The sequence below is a fragment of the Roseovarius conchicola genome, from assembly GCF_041403425.1.
In the GTDB taxonomy this organism is placed as follows: Bacteria; Pseudomonadota; Alphaproteobacteria; order Rhodobacterales; family Rhodobacteraceae; genus Roseovarius; species Roseovarius conchicola.
The window spans coordinates 20,425-35,407 of the sequence record NZ_JBGEHK010000004.1; the positions used below are offsets into that span (position 1 = coordinate 20,425).

Sequence of the window (14,983 nt, forward strand, 5' to 3'; positions counted from 1 at the left end):
TACGCCGCGCGCGCGCAGGGTCAATCGCCTTGCCATGACGCGCCCCTGCCCCTACATGGAAGCGGCTTGAGCAAGTGAAGAGAGCACATGAAACTGATCAAACGGATTGGCGACTGGGAGCGCGAAACGCGCGCCTATTACAACACCGATCTGAGCACACCGGAAAACCGCCGCCGCGCCCATATTTACAATATGTGGTTCGATCACGCTGTGCTGCGCAAGTTCTGGACCAATTTTTATCCTGTTGCGCCGGGGGTTTACCGCTCGAACCAACCCACGCATGAGCGGTTCGTGAAGATGAAGGCGATGGGCATCCGCTCGGTTCTGAACCTGCGGGGGGCCGGGGGTGCAGCGCATTACCTGGTGGAAGAGGAAAGCTGTCGCAAGCTGGGGCTGACCCTGGTCAATTGCACGATGCATGCGCGCTATGCCGCGCCGCGCGAGGATATTCAGGCGGTGATCCGGGCTTTTCGCGAGATTGAGAAACCGTTCGTGATGCATTGCAAGTCAGGGGCGGACCGGGCCGGGTTTGCCGCCGCGTTGTATCTGCTGGTCATCGAAGGGCGACCGATGGCCGAAGCGCGCAAGATGCTGGGCGTGAAATACGTGCATCTGAAATGGTCGCGCACCGGGGTTCTGGATTTCATCCTTGATCTTTACGAGGCGCGCAACGCCAGAGAGCCGATCGGCTTTGAAGATTGGATCGCCACCGAATATGACCATCTTGAGGTCCAGACCCAGTACGAGAAGACGCATAAGCCGATATTCTGAGCCCTGTGCGGGTCAGTAGCGCCGGACCAGCTTGTGCGGGTCCGCGCCCAGCAGATAGCGGATCAAAAGGGTCAGGTTGCGCCCGCCCCGCCGCACCCAGCCATCGCGTTGGTATTTGTCGGCGTTGGTGGTGATGGCCAAAGGCAAGCGTTTCAGGCGACCCCGCAGGACACGGGCGATGGCCACATCTTCCATCAGCGGCTGATCGGGATAACCGCCAATGGCCTCGTACTCAGCCTGCGCGATCAGCAATCCCTGATCGCCATAGGGCAATCCCAGAAACCGGGCCCGAAAATTGGCCCAGGCCGCCACCAGCGCGGGCGCCAACCCGCGCGCATCAAAGCGCAGTTGAAAGTAGGCCGGGTTCCCCGTCTGCATCTGTGCCGTCACGGCGTCGCTCCAGCCTTGCGGCAAGGTGCAGTCAGAGTGGATCACCAGCACCCACGTGCCCTGCGTTTGGGCCACGCCACGACGCAATTGCCCGCCACGCGACGCTGCGCCCTGTACCATAAGTGCACCGACGTCATCAGCGATTTGCAAAGTCGCGTCGTCCGAACCGCCATCCGAGATCACCAGTTCCCGGATCAATCCGGCCTCGACCCCTTCCATCAGGCTGGCAAGGCAGGCGGGCAGCCCGGCTTCGGCGTTCAATGTGGGGATCACAACCGAAAGTTCGGCGCGCATGGGCGTGGCCTCTTTTGCATTACATCTGACGGTCTATATTACAGTCATGTCCGCGATGGGAGAGCCGATGACACGCAGCATTTACGAGATTACCGGCAGTGATGCGGATCATTTCCTGCAAGGGCTGATCACCAATGATCTGGATAAAATGGGGGATGGGCTGCTTTATACGGCGATCCTGACGCCGCGAGGCAAGTACCTGGCCGATTTCCTGCTGCATCGCCGCGATGGGGCGATCCTGCTGGATATTGACGCCACGCTGGCCCCCGGGCTGATCCAGCGGCTGAACATGTATAAGCTGCGCGCCGATGTGACGATAACCGAGAGCGATCTGCGAGTGCGGCGCGGTGTGGGCAATGCCCCCGAAGGCGCATTAGCCGATCCGCGCCACGAGGCACTGGGATGGCGGCTTTACGGCAGTGAAGGGGGCGATGACGGCACGGATTTCGACGCTATTCGTGTTGCCCACTGCATCCCGGAAACCGGGATCGAACTGACCCCGGATACATTCATCCTTGAGGCCGGGTTTGAGCGGCTGAATGGCGTGGATTTCCGCAAAGGCTGTTACGTGGGGCAGGAAGTGACCGCGCGGATGAAGCACAAAACAGAGCTGCGCAAAGGGTTGACCACCGTGGCGGTTGACGGCGAGGTGCCTGTCGGCACCGAGGTCATGGCCGCAGACAAGCCCGCCGGGACAGTTTTTACCCAAGCCAAGGGGCGGGGAATCGCCTATCTGCGCTTTGATCGTGCCAAAGGCCCCATGCAGGCCGGTGACGTCGCGTTAAGCTGGGACGGCTGAAATCCGCCGACGCTGAATCTCGTCCCCTCGGGCCCGCTTTGCCGTGATTTGAGTTTCTTCAAGCGCGTTCGGCGTATTCCATGGTTTCGGTATTCACCACGATCGCCTCGTCAGAGCCGACGAAGGGGGGCACCATCACCTTGATCCCGTTGTCCAGAACTGCGGGCTTGAAGCTGTTGGCGGCGGTCTGTCCTTTGACCACCGGCTCGGTTTCGACAACCGTGCAGGTCACCTTCTGCGGAAGCGTCGCGCTGAGCGCTTCATCCTCGTGATATTCGATCTGAATGGTCATGCCATCCTGCAGAAACGGGCGGCGTTCGCCCAGGATTTCAGCGGGCAATTCGATCTGCTCGTAGGTCTCAGAGTCCATAAAAACAAGCATTCCGTCGCTTTCGTAGAGGAATTGCTGGTCCTTCTGCTCAAGGCGCACGCGCTCGACCTTGTCGGCGCTGCGGAACCGCTCGTTCAGCTTCGAGCCATTGCGCAGATTGCGCAGCTCGACCTGGGCAAAAGCCCCGCCCTTGCCGGGCTTGACGTGGTCGACCTTCACAGCAGCCCACAGCCCGTCATTATGCTCGAGAATGTTGCCGGGGCGAATTTCGTTACCGTTGATTTTAGGCATTGTGTCTAAACCATGTCAGGAGGTTGATCGGGATACGACCAACCCTATATCTGGGGATGTAGCCCCGCGCAAGACGACCAGATATCGTGCCGAAAGGTACAAAGCTATGCGTTTTGCGCAGATGAGCTATGCAAATTAGCCCTATCCGAATCGGGTTAAAAGCGCCATAAAGGGCGTCACGCCAGAAAGACAAGAGCAATAAAAACAAGGACGAAACATGAAAGATTTCGTTGACGGTACGGCCTTCAATGCTGAGCAGGGGAACCGTGCACGCAAACTTTTCGCAGCCGTGGTACTGGCTGCACTGGACGATGCCATTTCTGATGACAAGAAATATGGCAATGGTCCCGAGCAGATTGCTCGCTGGGCGCGGTCTCGTGATGGCCGCGAAGTGCTGAGCTGTGCCGGGATCGACCCGAATGAACGGGTTGTCACCGGACTGATGGATTTTGTCGGCAAAGGGGTTCGCACCTCGGTCGCGCTCTCGCGCGAAGAAAGCGAACGCCGCAATGCCGCCGCACAGGCCGAAGCTGCCTGATCTGAAAGACTTAAAACCCTCCAAGGTTGAAAGCCCTGCCCAAAGCGGCGGGGCTTTTTCTTATGTGGACGGGTCGTCAAATGAGACAGCCGACGCTGCGACGGCGCAAGCGGCTGTCGAATAGCGGGATTGAGCCCTTTGCGGTTATTAAGTTAAGCCGTGCGATGGCCAGACCGCGGGGTGGCGACCCGACCTTTGTGCAGAGCACTTTATGGCAGCCAAATCCGCAAAAGATCACCGCGTTGCGCCTCCCTTGCCAAATCGCCAGCCCTTGCGGGCGGTCTGGCGATCGCGCGGCGGCTTCGCCTTGATTCCGCGCGGGGGCAATGCCGGCTCCCGTCCCGCACACCTGATCTCGCCTTCCCTGACAGACAGGTGTCGGTCTCAACCAGACCGTCTTGCGATTCAAACAGCGCAAGGGAACAAGTCTTTTTCTACGGGCATCCAGCCCGCCATAGGTGAACCGATCCCCGACGGCGGTGACAAACCGCGAAATCGAGCATCATCACAGCTTTCTTTTCAAGGAACGGAAACACACCGGGTGGCAAGAAAGCTCTCACCCGGCATTCTGGGCAAAAACAAAAGCCCAGAAAAATACCGGGGCCAGTTGCACAAAGGCGAGGCAGGCAATCAGCAACCGTGAGCGCCAGCTGGGGAAGCGCCGCATCAGGATCAGGCAAAACAATAGCGAAAGACCCATTTCAATCGGGGCCACGATCCCGGCATGGGCGGCGTTGTCCCAGTAACTCAAGGGGCTTTCAAACACCCAATCGCTGAACGGCCAGAAATGCGGGCGGCCATCATCGTGATGCAGCGGGAAATCAAATGCCAGATGCAGCAACGCCGAGGCTGTGAAGACCATCGCGTTCCTGGCCCCCAGCGCCCAGGCAAGGCCAAAGGCCGCGCCCCACACCAGAAACGAGTTATCAATTGCGAAGACCTGTTGCCAGGCATCTGAAAAATAAAGCGTGTCAAACACGTAACCGGGCGGCAGGCGCAGGATGTAAAGGGCCGTCGCCGCCATCAGATACAGCGACAGGTCAGGGGCCAGCGCCCCCGCTATGGCGGCAAAGGTGCGCCGCCGGTCATAGGGGCGGGCAAAGGCAGCGGCGGCAAAAATCACATGGGCCGGTGTGTTCATCTCTTTCCCCGCTGCGCCCCGATGCGTATCAGGGATGAAAGCAGTATGGAGGGCACGCATGGCGCGGGCAATCATGATTCAGGGGGCCGGATCTAACGTGGGGAAATCCATGTTGGTCGCCGGATTGGCGCGAGCCTGTGTACGACGCGGCCTGAGCGTGGCCCCGTTCAAGCCGCAGAACATGTCGAACAATGCCGCCGTCACCCAAGACGGGGGCGAGATTGGCCGCGCGCAGGCATTGCAAGCCCGCGCTGCCGGGATCGCGCCGCACACGGATATGAACCCGATCTTGTTAAAGCCCGAAAGCGAGACCGGTGCACAGGTGATCGTGCAAGGTCAGCGCCTGACCACGCTCAAGGCAAAAGACTATATCAAGGCCAAGCCAAAACTTATGTCTGCCGTGCAGGAGAGTTTTCGCCGTCTTGCAGGCAGTGTCGATCTGGTGCTGATCGAGGGCGCAGGCAGCCCAGCCGAGATCAATCTGCGCGCGGGCGATATTGCCAATATGGGCTTTGCCCGCGCCGCCGGGGTTCCGGTGATCCTGATCGGCGATATCGACCGGGGCGGCGTGATTGCCCAGATCGTGGGCACGCAGGCTGTCTTGGAGCCGGGCGATGCGGAGATGATAAAGGGATTTGCCGTCAACAAGTTCCGCGGCGATGTACGGTTGTTTGATGGGGGATTGGCCGAAATTTCCAAACGTACCGGCTGGCCCTCGCTTGGGGTGGTGCCGTGGTTCTCCGAGGCGTGGAAGCTGCCGGCCGAGGATGTGCTGGATATCGCCTCGACCAGCGGAGGCGACGTGAAAGTGGTGGTCCCGCAACTGGGCAGGATTGCGAATTTCGACGATCTTGATCCGCTCTCGTCGGAACCTGGTGTCAGTGTCGAGATCATTGCCCCCGGCCGCCCCCTGCCCGGCGATGCCGATCTCGTGCTGATCCCCGGCAGCAAATCCACCATTGCGGACCTCGCGCAATTCCGCGCCGAGGGGTGGGATATCGACCTGGCCGCGCATCTGCGGCGCGGGGGGCATGTTCTGGGCATTTGCGGCGGTTACCAGATGCTTGGGCGCGAGATTGCCGACCCCGAAGGGATCGAGGGCACGGCCTGCACGGTCGAGGGGTTGGGCCATCTGGATGTCAGCACCGTCATGAGCCCGCAAAAGCGCCTCGCGCTAACTGATGCGCGGCATCTGGCATCGGATACTCCGGTAAAGGGCTATGAAATTCACCTTGGAGAGACCGCGGGGCCAGACTGTGCGCGGGCGTGGCTGGAGGTTGACGGGCACCCCGAGGGCGCAGCCAGCGCGGATGGGCGCGTGATGGGCTGTTACCTGCACGGGCTGTTTGCCTCGGACGGGTTTCGCAGCGCCTACCTGAAGGGGCTCGGGATCACGTCGGATCTGGCCTATGAGCGCGACGTAGAGGCGACGCTGGATGCTTTGGCCGCGCATCTGGAGACCCATATGGATATTGATTTGCTGTTGGAACTGGCGGCCGAGGCCGGGCGGTAGCGGCTGCAAATGTAAGGTCCGAGCCCATTGTGCGCGATGTTGCGGCGCGCACGAATGGCTGCATCGGTATCCAGCACTGAGCCAGGTACTCTTTCATTGATCCATAGGGATCTGTTGCCGAAATCTACATCATCAGGATGTCCTGGGTCTTCTTAACTGACGCTATTTCGCCTTCGAGTGTTGCCAGACTGACCGAGTGGATTTGGCTTGCGCTATGGTGTGTGCCATCTGGCCCGGTTATGCCATAGGTCCAGACCGCGTCGGCGGCATAGATAGGCTGGTATCCCAAATCTGCGGCACTGCGGGTTGTCGATTCAACGCAATGGTTGGCGGTCGCGCCGCACGTGACCACGCGTTCGATGCCTGCCTTGTGCAAAATATCCTGCAAAGATGTTCCCACAAATCCACTGCTGCCAGTTTTGACGACCACGGGCTCACCCGGTGCCGGAGCCGCGACAGGTTGCACCACCGATCCGGCGGCATCGGGATGAAACGGGTCGTCCGGGTCTGTGCCATGGTGGTGGACATGCACCACTGTATTTCCTGTGCTGCGAAATCTTTCCAAAAGCAGGGCAATGTTGTCTTCTGCCTCGGGGCAGGATCGTTCCGTGCCAGAGGCATCTTCGTGTGCCAATGCCATCTGCACATCAATCACCAGCAATGCGGTTTTCATCCTCAATACTCCTATGGGTTCGCCACAGCGCCGCGGTTGGCCAGAATGTTTTCCACCCGTTTGCCGTAAATGCGAATGTTGATTTCGTCGTCAATGACGCGATCTGGCTGCTCATCATACGTCATGATTGCGGAGATACGCGGCTGTTTACCCTCGACTTTGGTCACGCCATGCAACGAATAGCCGCCCCGAAACAGGGTGAAAGCGCCTGCGCCGCGCGAGAATGTCTGCGCATGAGACATGTCCCCGGCCAGCAACCTGTCCACGGCCTCACGATCCTCATCTGCGTCGGTCCGTGAATTCGGAAGGAACGTGAATTCGCCACCTGCCTCGGCCGCCTGCAACAGCAGGGTGACTGTGCATTCGGTGGTGTCGTAGTGCCAAGCGTGCCAGCTTTCCGGGTGCAGCGCGACCACGTTGAGGGCCTGGAATTCGTCAGCGCAGCGGTAGAGCTTGTCCTTTTTCTGAACCCGGCGGACAAATTCCGTCAGTATTTTTGAATGATAAAGTTGTTTGAGCCCGCTCTCGACAGGTATTTGATCATCCGCAAGCTGGACTGCGATATGCGTGAACTCTTTCCGGCGTGGGTCATCTTTGGGCAATGAGGGGTCGATGGCGCCTTGATAGATGTTGCGCTTTACGTGCAGGACTTCGGCGGTGGGCAACAGATCATTGGCCTCGCCATTCAACTGGTCCAGCGCCTCTTGGCGCAGAAAGCCTGCCAGATTGCACCAGCCGTGCTCATCCATGTGGCGCTGGCATTCGGCCAAAAACTCGGCACCGGCCCCGGTTTCCAGATCCGCGATGGGATAGCGGTCAGTATCAATGAGCTCCAAGGCGACGTCCTCTGGCATCTGGTGACTTTCTGGCATGGTGAACTCCTTGCGAATGGGCGCACTGCTTGGACTGTGCGCGCGTCGAAAGCACTATGCGCGCGCGATTTAACCATATAAAACGAAATAATATTCGCCCATGGACATAAAATATTTATGGAAGGTCGATGCGTCACAACCTGAACCTCAACTGGCTGCGCAGTTTTGAAGCGGCTGCGCGATTGCTGAGTTTCACCGCAGCGGCCCGTGAAATTGGAATGACGCAAACCGCCGTCAGCCAACATATCAAGGCGCTGGAGGCGCAGCTGAATGCAAAGCTGTTTCTGCGTCGTCCTAAAAGCCTGCAATTGACCGATGCGGGCAAGGCCTATCAGGTCACCGTGCGCGGGGCGCTGGACATGCTGGACATGTCGACCACAGGTCTCTTCGGGCCGCGCCGGACGCGCGCGATCACGGTGCGTGCTTCCATGGCATTCATCATGTGGCTGTCGGCGCGGCTTGATGATTTCTTGCTCAGCCATCCTGATACCGACGTCAAAATGGTGACGTCCATCTGGAAAAGCCCTTCGGACCAACAGCCTGTAGATGTCGACATTATCCTCGCCCCTCAAGAGAATGCGAGAACGGATCTGGAATTGCTATCGACCGAGATGATTGTTCCCATCTGCTGCATTGGGTCTGGAGAGGCGATTCATTTACCTGACGACCTGCTGCGGCACTCGCCGATCCACATCATGGGGTTTGACGACCATTGGGCGCGTTACCTGTCTGCTTACGGGTTGAAGTATGAAAACTCAGCCGGGCGTTTGATCACCGACACCACAACCGCCGCAATCGAAATGGTTGCCGCCGGACTTGGTTATGCGGTTGTCATAGAAAGGTTCGCCCGGCAAGCGATCCGGTCCGGGCAGAAAATTCGCATCGTTGGTGAACCAAAAGAGCTGGGACAGGCGCATTATCTGGTTCAAACCGAGCGCCGTGATGCCGCCCAAACGCATGTCAAAGAATTTGAAGCATGGCTAAGTCGCCAATATTAAAAACGCCATGCGCAAACAAATACTGTTGCTTTTCCGAACCGGACATTCTGCCCCTGTAATCAAACGGCAGCAAGGTCCGCTCCAGGGTCATCCAGCCCATACAAATCAGGCTTGGCTCTTCCTACTGGAACAGGTCAAGAAGGCCCTCGCCCAGCTCTTTCTCAAGCGTATCTTTCAGGGCATCTTCCAGCGACTGGCCTTCCTCGGTGGTCACGCCCAACTCCTTTTCAATCCGCTTGGACACCTCTTCCTTGGCCTGCTCCTCAAGCTTGTCGCGCTCTTCCTTGACGCGCTGTTCCAGTTCTTCCTTTTCCTTCTCAAGGTTCAGGTCAATCGCACGTTCCAGATCGGGGATGATGCGCGGATCGGCCCACGGGCCACGGATGCGCACCGGGATGGCCAAACCGCGGCGGTTCTCGCCCTCCAGCAGTTTCGGTGTAAAGAGATAATCAATGTCACGCGCCCCAAGACCGATGCGCCCTTCGCCCTCGGCACTGGCGCGGGGCAAGGATAACAGCAGATCGTCGTTATAGACCTGCCCTTTGTCCATGGTGAAACTGGCAGTCAGGCTGTCAAACACCGTGGTGCCACCGCTCAGGTCACCGGCGCGCATCAGGCGGTCAAGGTCAAAGCCCTCGATCACCCCGCGTCCGGAGCTGAGTGATCCGCTGCCCGACAGCGAATGCATGATCGCATCCATTGTCTGCCCGACACCAAGAAACTTGACCTGCGCCGCCGCTGTGCCGGTCAGGCGCGAAATCCCAGTGCTGTCGCGCAGCAGGCTTTGTACATTCAGCCCCTCGGCCTTGAGATTGCCGCCCACGGACAGCCCCGAGCGGTTGTTGATCACGAATTCACCGGTCAGCAGCCCGTCATAGGTGCGCACTTCGCGCAGGTCCAGAACCAGCCGCGAGCGGGTCAGCGTGGCCAGCACACGGGTCTTGGCCAGCTTCAGATCGCCCAGGTCGATACTGTCGGCCACCAGCGCAAAGTCCCCGTTCAGCAATGCCAGGGCCGAAGCGTCGATCGGGCTTGTCGACCAACCCGTGGTGGTTACGGAACCGCCCCCGCCGGTATCGTTGCCATCGCTGCCGCCAAAACGCGACATATCGAGCGCACCGGCGCGTAGCTGGGCACTGACCTTGGGTTTGTCGCCGGACAGGTCCATATCTGCCCCGCCCGTGAAGCGGTTGTTATCCAACTGCAATACGGCATCGCGCAGGGCGAAATTCTGGGCATCGCTCAGGGTGACTTGGGTGCTGAGCGACAGCACCCGGCCCAGCCCGGCGGGGATATCGGCGGCAGGTTGACCAAGGGCGGCCATCACCCGGCCGGTATCCTTGAAATCGGCGGTCAGCGTCCCGGCGGCCTGAGGCGCGCTGCCGGCGCGGCCATTGAACGCCACGGTACCGCCGGGGGCGGTCAGCGTCGCCTGCAACCCTGAGAGCTGCCCATCGACAAAGCCGCCCACCGCGTCAAGCTGCCCCTTGATGTGCAGGCGTTCACTGTCCGGGATGGATTGGGTGCTCGATGACCCCAGCGGCAGCATCGAGATATCGAAGGTGGCCGCGCCCGCGTAATCGGGCCAGCGCAGGTCAAGGTCGACCCCGCTCACGCTCAGCGTGTTACCCGCCCCGTGATCGGTATAGCTGAAACTGCCATTCTGGATCAGCGCCCTATCGAGCGTCAGGGACAAGGCGTTCGAGCGCGCGGGAACCGCCCCGTCGGACTGCCCCGAGGGCGCGACACCTTCAACGCCGATCTCCCAGTTGACGCGCCCGTCCCTGGCCCGTTCCAGCCGGATTGTCGGGTTCTGCGCCTCAAGCCCGGTGATACGCACTTCGCCACCGAACAGCGCCTGCGGTTCCACCCCGATCTTGACCGCATCGGCGGTGATCATCGCCCCCGCCTCGGACCAGTCGGCATTCTCAACGGTGAACTTGCCCGCACTAACCCCAAGAATGGGCCAGAACGTGACGCGCGTCTCGCCCTCCAGCGTAACGGTGCGCCCGGTCTGTTTGCTGATCTGATCGGCGGCTATGCTGGCGATCCGCTCGCTGGGCAGCAGCAGAAGCGAGATGAGGGCGACCAGCGCCACAACAATCACTAGCCCAACCAGGCGGATCAAAAGCCGCATACCGCACCTCTCGTTTGTTTGCTTGAAGTGTAGGCGGCTGGCGGGGGGCGGCACAACCGGTTTTCCCTTTCGGGATTGGCCGGGCTGGGCTATACGCCCGCGGATGAGCACGAACCCGCCCGACCTGCGCCCCGACCTGGCCCGCGCACGCATCACGGAAGCCCCCCGCGCGGGGCAGCCGACCATTGGCATGGTGTCGCTGGGCTGTCCCAAGGCGCTGGTGGACAGCGAGCGGATTCTGACGCGGCTGCGCGCCGAAGGGTACGGGATTTCACCGGAGTATTCCGGGGCCGATGCGGTGATCGTGAACACCTGTGGCTTTCTGGATTCCGCCAAGGCCGAAAGCCTTGATGCGATTGGCGAGGCGTTGAATGAAAACGGCCGTGTGATCGTCACGGGCTGTCTCGGGGCCGAGCCGGACTATATCACCGGGGCGCATCCCAAGGTGCTGGCCGTGACAGGCCCACATCAATACGAACAGGTGCTGGATGCGGTGCACAGCGCGGTGCCGCCCGATCCCGACCCGTTTGTCGATCTGTTGCCGGCCAGCGGCGTGAAACTGACCCCGAGGCACTATTCTTATCTAAAGATTTCAGAAGGCTGCAATCACAAGTGCAAGTTCTGCATCATCCCGGACATGCGCGGGAAACTGGCCAGCCGGCCGGCCCATGCGGTGCTGCGTGAGGCCGAAAAGCTGGTAGAGAACGGCGTGCGCGAATTGCTCGTGATTTCGCAGGACACATCCGCTTATGGCGTGGACATCAAGCATGCCGAGGCAAACGGTCACCGCGCCCATATAACTGATCTGGCCCGCGATCTGGGATCGCTGGGGGCCTGGGTGCGGCTGCATTACGTCTATCCCTATCCGCATGTGCGCCAGCTGATTCCGCTGATGGCAGAGGGGCTTGTGCTGCCTTACTTGGATATTCCGTTTCAACACGCCCACCCCGATGTTCTGCGCCGGATGGCGCGGCCGGCTGCGGCGGCCAAGACGCTGGATGAGATCGCAGCGTGGCGGCGTGACTGCCCCGAGATCGCCCTGCGCAGCACGTTTATCGTGGGCTATCCGGGCGAAACCGAGGACGAGTTCCAAACCCTGCTGGATTGGCTGGTCGAGGCGCGGCTGGATCGGGTGGGATGCTTCAAATACGAGAATGTCGATGGCGCCCGCTCGAACGCGCTGCCGGATCATGTGGATGAAATGGTGAAGCAAGAGCGGTGGGAGCGGTTTATGGAGGTCGCACAGGCGATTTCTGTGGACAAGCTGGCTGCCAAGGTTGGATCTGTGCAATCTGTGATTGTGGATGATATCGACGCGGATGGCATCGCCACCTGCCGCACCAAGGCCGACGCCCCGGAGATCGACGGCTGTTTGTTTATCGACGAAGGCACCGAGGGCCTGAGCGTTGGCGACATCGTGAATGTCGAGGTGGATGAGGCCGGGGAATACGATCTGTGGGGGCGGTTGGTATGAGCTTTCGCGCTCTTCTTCTTGTGATTGCTCTTGTTTTCGGAACCACAGTATCAGCGGAAATTGATAGACCAAAGAACCTGAACGAGACCCTTGGTCTACTTGCATCAGCGTTGCAGGACAGTGAACATGTCGTTGGCTTACGCATCAACACTTCCGATGTCTCGCTCGAAGTCAGCTGGGCGTCATCAACAACTACAATACACTACCCGCACAATCTACATGCCCAGTTGTTGAACGCTGAGACAGCACTTGAGCGGCAGGAGCTACTTGATGACCATGTCGAAGCGGCTACAGTGGCCGGACTGAAATCTGACACAGCTTATTCTGAAGACGATCTTGAAAACATCTTACCCATTCTGCGCCATGTCGATTATCTGAACAGCTTTGTTGCCGACAACCCGGGACAGGCCCTTCTTAGCAACGGTCAAATTGGCGATAGCCTGATCCTGTTCACATTGAATAGCGAAACACACATCACGTACCTGACCAAGGCATCTCTGGATGAACTTGGTGTGACACAGAGTAAACTGTTTGAAATCGCTGCCCGCAATTTGGAAGCTAAACTGCCAGAACTGTCGATTGAGGGAGACGGAATTTATTCGTTAACCTATGATGGATACTACGAAACCGCTTTTTTGACCCATGAACCGCTTTGGCGGCAGATCGACGAGCAGCTGGGCGAAATACTGATAGGGTTTCCAACACGCGATCTGGTCGTCTTTGTTGACGGAGAGCAGCCTGAGGCTCGTAGCATTCTGAAAGACATAGTGGCTGACTTCAATGGCACGGGCGCCTACCCCGTCTCGGAACTGATCTACTCTTGGAACAATGACGGTTGGGTGTTGGTGGACTAGTTTCACTGATCCGGAAACAGTCCTTCCCTAACGTAAACAGTGACTTGCGCGGCATTCTTTGCGAAGCTGAGAGTGTCTGGGACAATTTGAGAGAGTTTTTCGGCAAATACAGCGCGGGGGCGAAACACAATTTTGACGCACGTTCGGCAGTCTAACGGCAAAGTTGCATGCAACCCTATCGACAGGAGGCATGAGCAGATGTCGTACCCGAATTACAGCCGGGCCGAGCGGATCGCCGATGGGATCGTACACGTTCTGGGCCTGTTTGCCGCGATCACAGGCGTGGCCGTTCTGTTTGGGATCACCGCCCACAAGCTGGGCTGGGGCACCCTGACGGCAACCAGCATATACGCCGCCGGTCTGATTCTGATGCTGGGGGCGTCGGGCACCTACCACATTCTGGCGCATACATCCGCGCGGCCCATCCTGCGGCGGATTGATCATGCGGCCATTTACCTCAAAATCGCAGGCACGATCACCCCGCTCAGCGTGCTTTTGGGCACGGGCTTTGCCTATGTGATCCTTGCACTTGTATGGGTTCTGGCCCTGATCGGGGCCGCGGCCAAGCTGATGGCCAAGCGCGGGGAAATGACCACGGGCTGGGTGCCATACTTCCTGTTGGGATGGGCGGGGATCTTGCTGTTCGTGCCGCTGGCGGGGGTCTTGTCGGTGATCAGCCTTGCGCTGATGCTGGTGGGCGGATTGCTTTATTCGGCAGGGATCGTGTTTTACCGCTGGGAGGGCCTGCGCTATGCCAACGCGATCTGGCACGTTTTCGTGCTTATGGCGTCAGCCGCATTTTTCTTAGGGATTTCAGGCGCCTTGCTGCAAGCCTCGGCAGGTTAGCCACTAATGCGCCAAATCCTTGGCAAGGCGCGCAAAGGTCGCGCAATTCATGCAATGATCGGGGGCCTCGGGCAGTGCCGCGCGGCGTTCGCCCAACCAGGCCTCGCATTGCGAGGCATTGGGGCAGGTCCGGCAGGTATTGACCAGCTTGGCGTAGTCGGGCGCACTCAGATACCCCATTGCCATCGCCTCGGACAGGCTGATCCCCATTGTCCGGGCCACGGATCGCGTCAACCAGAAATGCCGGGCTGGATCGCCCAAGAACCGAATTTCTGCATTCATTGTCTTGTCTCCTGTACCGGGCCCCTTGGGGCACCGGGTGATCCTCGCATCAAGGTGGCCGGATTTCAGGCGTGACCGCCTGCTTCCAGCCTGCGAAACATATCCCGATTTCGGCAATAGCCGGGGGCGGTTTCGACCACCTCTTCTTGCAGGGCCAACCATTTCTTGCAGGTTTCCGGTTGGCTGCATCCTGTGCAGGACAGAACCGCATCGCCCAGTTCATCAAAGGTCATGCGGCCTTCCATCATCACCTGTTCCAGATCGACGCCGACCGTACCGGCCATCCTGTCGACCAGATCGGCATGTTCTTTTAACCTCGCCTTGCCTGGCATCATCTTCTCCCGTTTGGACACCGGCCCGATTGCTGGACCTTGTAGGGAAAAGGGTAACTTGCGCTCGGATTCAGTTCTTTGACATGAGTCAAGAGGCCAGATCGGCCAGATATGCTGTCACGCAATCCTGCACGTGACGGAAGCGATCCCCGCCCAGATGCTTGCCGCCATACCAGCGGGTAACGACAATCACATGGTCTGTCAGGTCGGCGCGTTCCAGCATGCGCAGGATCACCATCCCGGCCCCGCCTTCGCCATCATCGCCCTTGAGCGGCACGCCATCCCCGCCCAGCATGGCCCAGCTGTTATGGGTGGCGCGGGCAAACTTCTTGTCCCGTTTCAGGGTTTTGAGGAAGTCATCCACCCCGGCGCGCCCTTGCACCGGCCCGCCCGAGACAGCGTATTTGGAGCCGCGATCGCTGATCACGCCGGTTAGTTGGCGCATCC

17 protein-coding genes are annotated in these 14,983 nt (G+C 59.5%); 8 read left to right on the forward strand and 9 right to left on the reverse strand.

Translation table 11 applies throughout. The annotated features are described in order from the left end of the window. Window positions 1–87 precede the first annotated feature (87 nt). Complete coding sequence (locus tag V6N02_RS12165) at window positions 88–771, forward strand: tyrosine-protein phosphatase (protein WP_371225870.1); 684 nt, start codon at window positions 88–90, stop codon at window positions 769–771. Between the two features lie 12 nt (window positions 772–783). Here V6N02_RS12165 and V6N02_RS12170 read toward each other — a convergent pair whose 3' ends face one another. Beyond that, window positions 784–1,455 (reverse strand): TIGR04283 family arsenosugar biosynthesis glycosyltransferase, encoded by a 672-nt coding sequence (locus tag V6N02_RS12170; protein ID WP_371225871.1) that lies wholly within the window; start codon window positions 1,453–1,455, stop codon window positions 784–786. A gap of 67 nt (window positions 1,456–1,522) precedes the next feature. On the opposite strand from V6N02_RS12170, the gene ygfZ reads away from it, so the two are divergent. Continuing rightward, window positions 1,523–2,254, forward strand: a complete 732-nt coding sequence (ygfZ, locus tag V6N02_RS12175; protein ID WP_371225872.1) for a CAF17-like 4Fe-4S cluster assembly/insertion protein YgfZ — start codon at window positions 1,523–1,525, stop codon at window positions 2,252–2,254. Between the two features lie 58 nt (window positions 2,255–2,312). Here ygfZ and efp read toward each other — a convergent pair whose 3' ends face one another. Beyond that, window positions 2,313–2,876, reverse strand: a complete 564-nt coding sequence (efp, locus tag V6N02_RS12180) for an elongation factor P (RefSeq protein ID WP_371225873.1) — start codon at window positions 2,874–2,876, stop codon at window positions 2,313–2,315. A gap of 217 nt (window positions 2,877–3,093) precedes the next feature. On the opposite strand from efp, the gene V6N02_RS12185 reads away from it, so the two are divergent. After that, on the forward strand, window positions 3,094–3,414 hold the full coding sequence (locus V6N02_RS12185) for a DUF6280 family protein (protein ID WP_371225874.1): 321 nt from the start codon (window positions 3,094–3,096) through the stop codon (window positions 3,412–3,414). Between the two features lie 556 nt (window positions 3,415–3,970). On the opposite strand, the gene V6N02_RS12190 is transcribed toward V6N02_RS12185, so the two are convergent. Then, the gene (locus tag V6N02_RS12190; RefSeq protein WP_371225875.1) at window positions 3,971–4,615 is read right to left on the reverse strand and encodes a cobalamin biosynthesis protein CobQ; all 645 of its coding nucleotides are present in this window, start codon (window positions 4,613–4,615) and stop codon (window positions 3,971–3,973) included. On the opposite strand from V6N02_RS12190, the gene V6N02_RS12195 reads away from it, so the two are divergent. Further along, window positions 4,614–6,068, forward strand: a complete 1,455-nt coding sequence (locus V6N02_RS12195) for a cobyric acid synthase (RefSeq protein WP_371225876.1) — start codon at window positions 4,614–4,616, stop codon at window positions 6,066–6,068. The two genes, V6N02_RS12190 and V6N02_RS12195, sit on opposite strands and share 2 nt — an antisense overlap. Window positions 6,069–6,192: 124 nt before the next feature. On the opposite strand, the gene V6N02_RS12200 is transcribed toward V6N02_RS12195, so the two are convergent. Next, on the reverse strand, window positions 6,193–6,741 hold the full coding sequence (locus V6N02_RS12200; protein ID WP_371225877.1) for an isochorismatase family protein: 549 nt from the start codon (window positions 6,739–6,741) through the stop codon (window positions 6,193–6,195). 11 nt (window positions 6,742–6,752) lie between these two features. Next, window positions 6,753–7,613 carry a HalD/BesD family halogenase gene (locus V6N02_RS12205; RefSeq protein WP_371225878.1) on the reverse strand — a complete coding sequence of 287 codons (861 nt, stop codon included), beginning with the start codon at window positions 7,611–7,613 and terminating at the stop codon, window positions 6,753–6,755. Window positions 7,614–7,741: 128 nt separating this feature from the next. Here V6N02_RS12205 and V6N02_RS12210 point away from each other — a divergent pair, with 128 nt between their 5' ends. After that, complete coding sequence (locus V6N02_RS12210; protein WP_371225879.1) at window positions 7,742–8,611, forward strand: LysR family transcriptional regulator; 870 nt, start codon at window positions 7,742–7,744, stop codon at window positions 8,609–8,611. Window positions 8,612–8,732: 121 nt separating this feature from the next. On the opposite strand, the gene V6N02_RS12215 is transcribed toward V6N02_RS12210, so the two are convergent. Next, window positions 8,733–10,748, reverse strand: a complete 2,016-nt coding sequence (locus V6N02_RS12215) for an AsmA family protein (protein WP_371225880.1) — start codon at window positions 10,746–10,748, stop codon at window positions 8,733–8,735. A gap of 103 nt (window positions 10,749–10,851) precedes the next feature. Between V6N02_RS12215 and rimO the strand changes: the two genes are divergently transcribed. From rimO to trhA, 3 genes are all read left to right on the forward strand, one after another. Further along, window positions 10,852–12,222 carry a 30S ribosomal protein S12 methylthiotransferase RimO gene (rimO, locus tag V6N02_RS12220; RefSeq protein ID WP_371225881.1) on the forward strand — a complete coding sequence of 457 codons (1,371 nt, stop codon included), beginning with the start codon at window positions 10,852–10,854 and terminating at the stop codon, window positions 12,220–12,222. Beyond that, window positions 12,219–13,076: a DUF1444 family protein gene (locus tag V6N02_RS12225; protein ID WP_371225882.1), complete on the forward strand. Its 858-nt coding sequence runs from the start codon at window positions 12,219–12,221 to the stop codon at window positions 13,074–13,076. The genes rimO and V6N02_RS12225 overlap by 4 nt, the downstream gene beginning before the upstream one ends. Before the next feature lie 198 nt (window positions 13,077–13,274). Beyond that, on the forward strand, window positions 13,275–13,922 hold the full coding sequence (trhA, locus tag V6N02_RS12230; RefSeq protein ID WP_371225883.1) for a PAQR family membrane homeostasis protein TrhA: 648 nt from the start codon (window positions 13,275–13,277) through the stop codon (window positions 13,920–13,922). Between the two features lie 3 nt (window positions 13,923–13,925). On the opposite strand, the gene V6N02_RS12235 is transcribed toward trhA, so the two are convergent. The 3 genes from V6N02_RS12235 to V6N02_RS12245 form a co-directional block, all read right to left on the reverse strand. Further along, on the reverse strand, window positions 13,926–14,204 hold the full coding sequence (locus tag V6N02_RS12235; RefSeq protein ID WP_371225884.1) for a DUF6455 family protein: 279 nt from the start codon (window positions 14,202–14,204) through the stop codon (window positions 13,926–13,928). A 65-nt stretch (window positions 14,205–14,269) separates the two neighbouring features. Then, window positions 14,270–14,536, reverse strand: a complete 267-nt coding sequence (locus V6N02_RS12240) for a DUF6455 family protein (protein WP_371225885.1) — start codon at window positions 14,534–14,536, stop codon at window positions 14,270–14,272. 88 nt (window positions 14,537–14,624) lie between these two features. After that, window positions 14,625–14,981: a YigZ family protein gene (locus V6N02_RS12245; RefSeq protein WP_371225886.1), complete on the reverse strand. Its 357-nt coding sequence runs from the start codon at window positions 14,979–14,981 to the stop codon at window positions 14,625–14,627. Window positions 14,982–14,983 lie beyond the last annotated feature (2 nt).

Coding starts and splice junctions, on each gene's coding strand:
- V6N02_RS12165 (WP_371225870.1), top strand. CDS start 88: ATGAAACTGATCAAACGGATTGGCGACTGGGAGCGCGAAACGCGCGCC.
- V6N02_RS12170 (WP_371225871.1), bottom strand. CDS start 1,455: ATGCGCGCCGAACTTTCGGTTGTGATCCCCACATTGAACGCCGAAGCC.
- ygfZ (WP_371225872.1), top strand. CDS start 1,523: ATGACACGCAGCATTTACGAGATTACCGGCAGTGATGCGGATCATTTC.
- efp (WP_371225873.1), bottom strand. CDS start 2,876: ATGCCTAAAATCAACGGTAACGAAATTCGCCCCGGCAACATTCTCGAG.
- V6N02_RS12185 (WP_371225874.1), top strand. CDS start 3,094: ATGAAAGATTTCGTTGACGGTACGGCCTTCAATGCTGAGCAGGGGAAC.
- V6N02_RS12195 (WP_371225876.1), top strand. CDS start 4,614: ATGGCGCGGGCAATCATGATTCAGGGGGCCGGATCTAACGTGGGGAAA.
- V6N02_RS12190 (WP_371225875.1), bottom strand. CDS start 4,615: ATGCGTGCCCTCCATACTGCTTTCATCCCTGATACGCATCGGGGCGCA.
- V6N02_RS12200 (WP_371225877.1), bottom strand. CDS start 6,741: ATGAAAACCGCATTGCTGGTGATTGATGTGCAGATGGCATTGGCACAC.
- V6N02_RS12205 (WP_371225878.1), bottom strand. CDS start 7,613: ATGCCAGAAAGTCACCAGATGCCAGAGGACGTCGCCTTGGAGCTCATT.
- V6N02_RS12210 (WP_371225879.1), top strand. CDS start 7,742: ATGCGTCACAACCTGAACCTCAACTGGCTGCGCAGTTTTGAAGCGGCT.
- V6N02_RS12215 (WP_371225880.1), bottom strand. CDS start 10,748: ATGCGGCTTTTGATCCGCCTGGTTGGGCTAGTGATTGTTGTGGCGCTG.
- rimO (WP_371225881.1), top strand. CDS start 10,852: ATGAGCACGAACCCGCCCGACCTGCGCCCCGACCTGGCCCGCGCACGC.
- V6N02_RS12225 (WP_371225882.1), top strand. CDS start 12,219: ATGAGCTTTCGCGCTCTTCTTCTTGTGATTGCTCTTGTTTTCGGAACC.
- trhA (WP_371225883.1), top strand. CDS start 13,275: ATGTCGTACCCGAATTACAGCCGGGCCGAGCGGATCGCCGATGGGATC.
- V6N02_RS12235 (WP_371225884.1), bottom strand. CDS start 14,204: ATGAATGCAGAAATTCGGTTCTTGGGCGATCCAGCCCGGCATTTCTGG.
- V6N02_RS12240 (WP_371225885.1), bottom strand. CDS start 14,536: ATGCCAGGCAAGGCGAGGTTAAAAGAACATGCCGATCTGGTCGACAGG.
- V6N02_RS12245 (WP_371225886.1), bottom strand. CDS start 14,981: ATGCGCCAACTAACCGGCGTGATCAGCGATCGCGGCTCCAAATACGCT.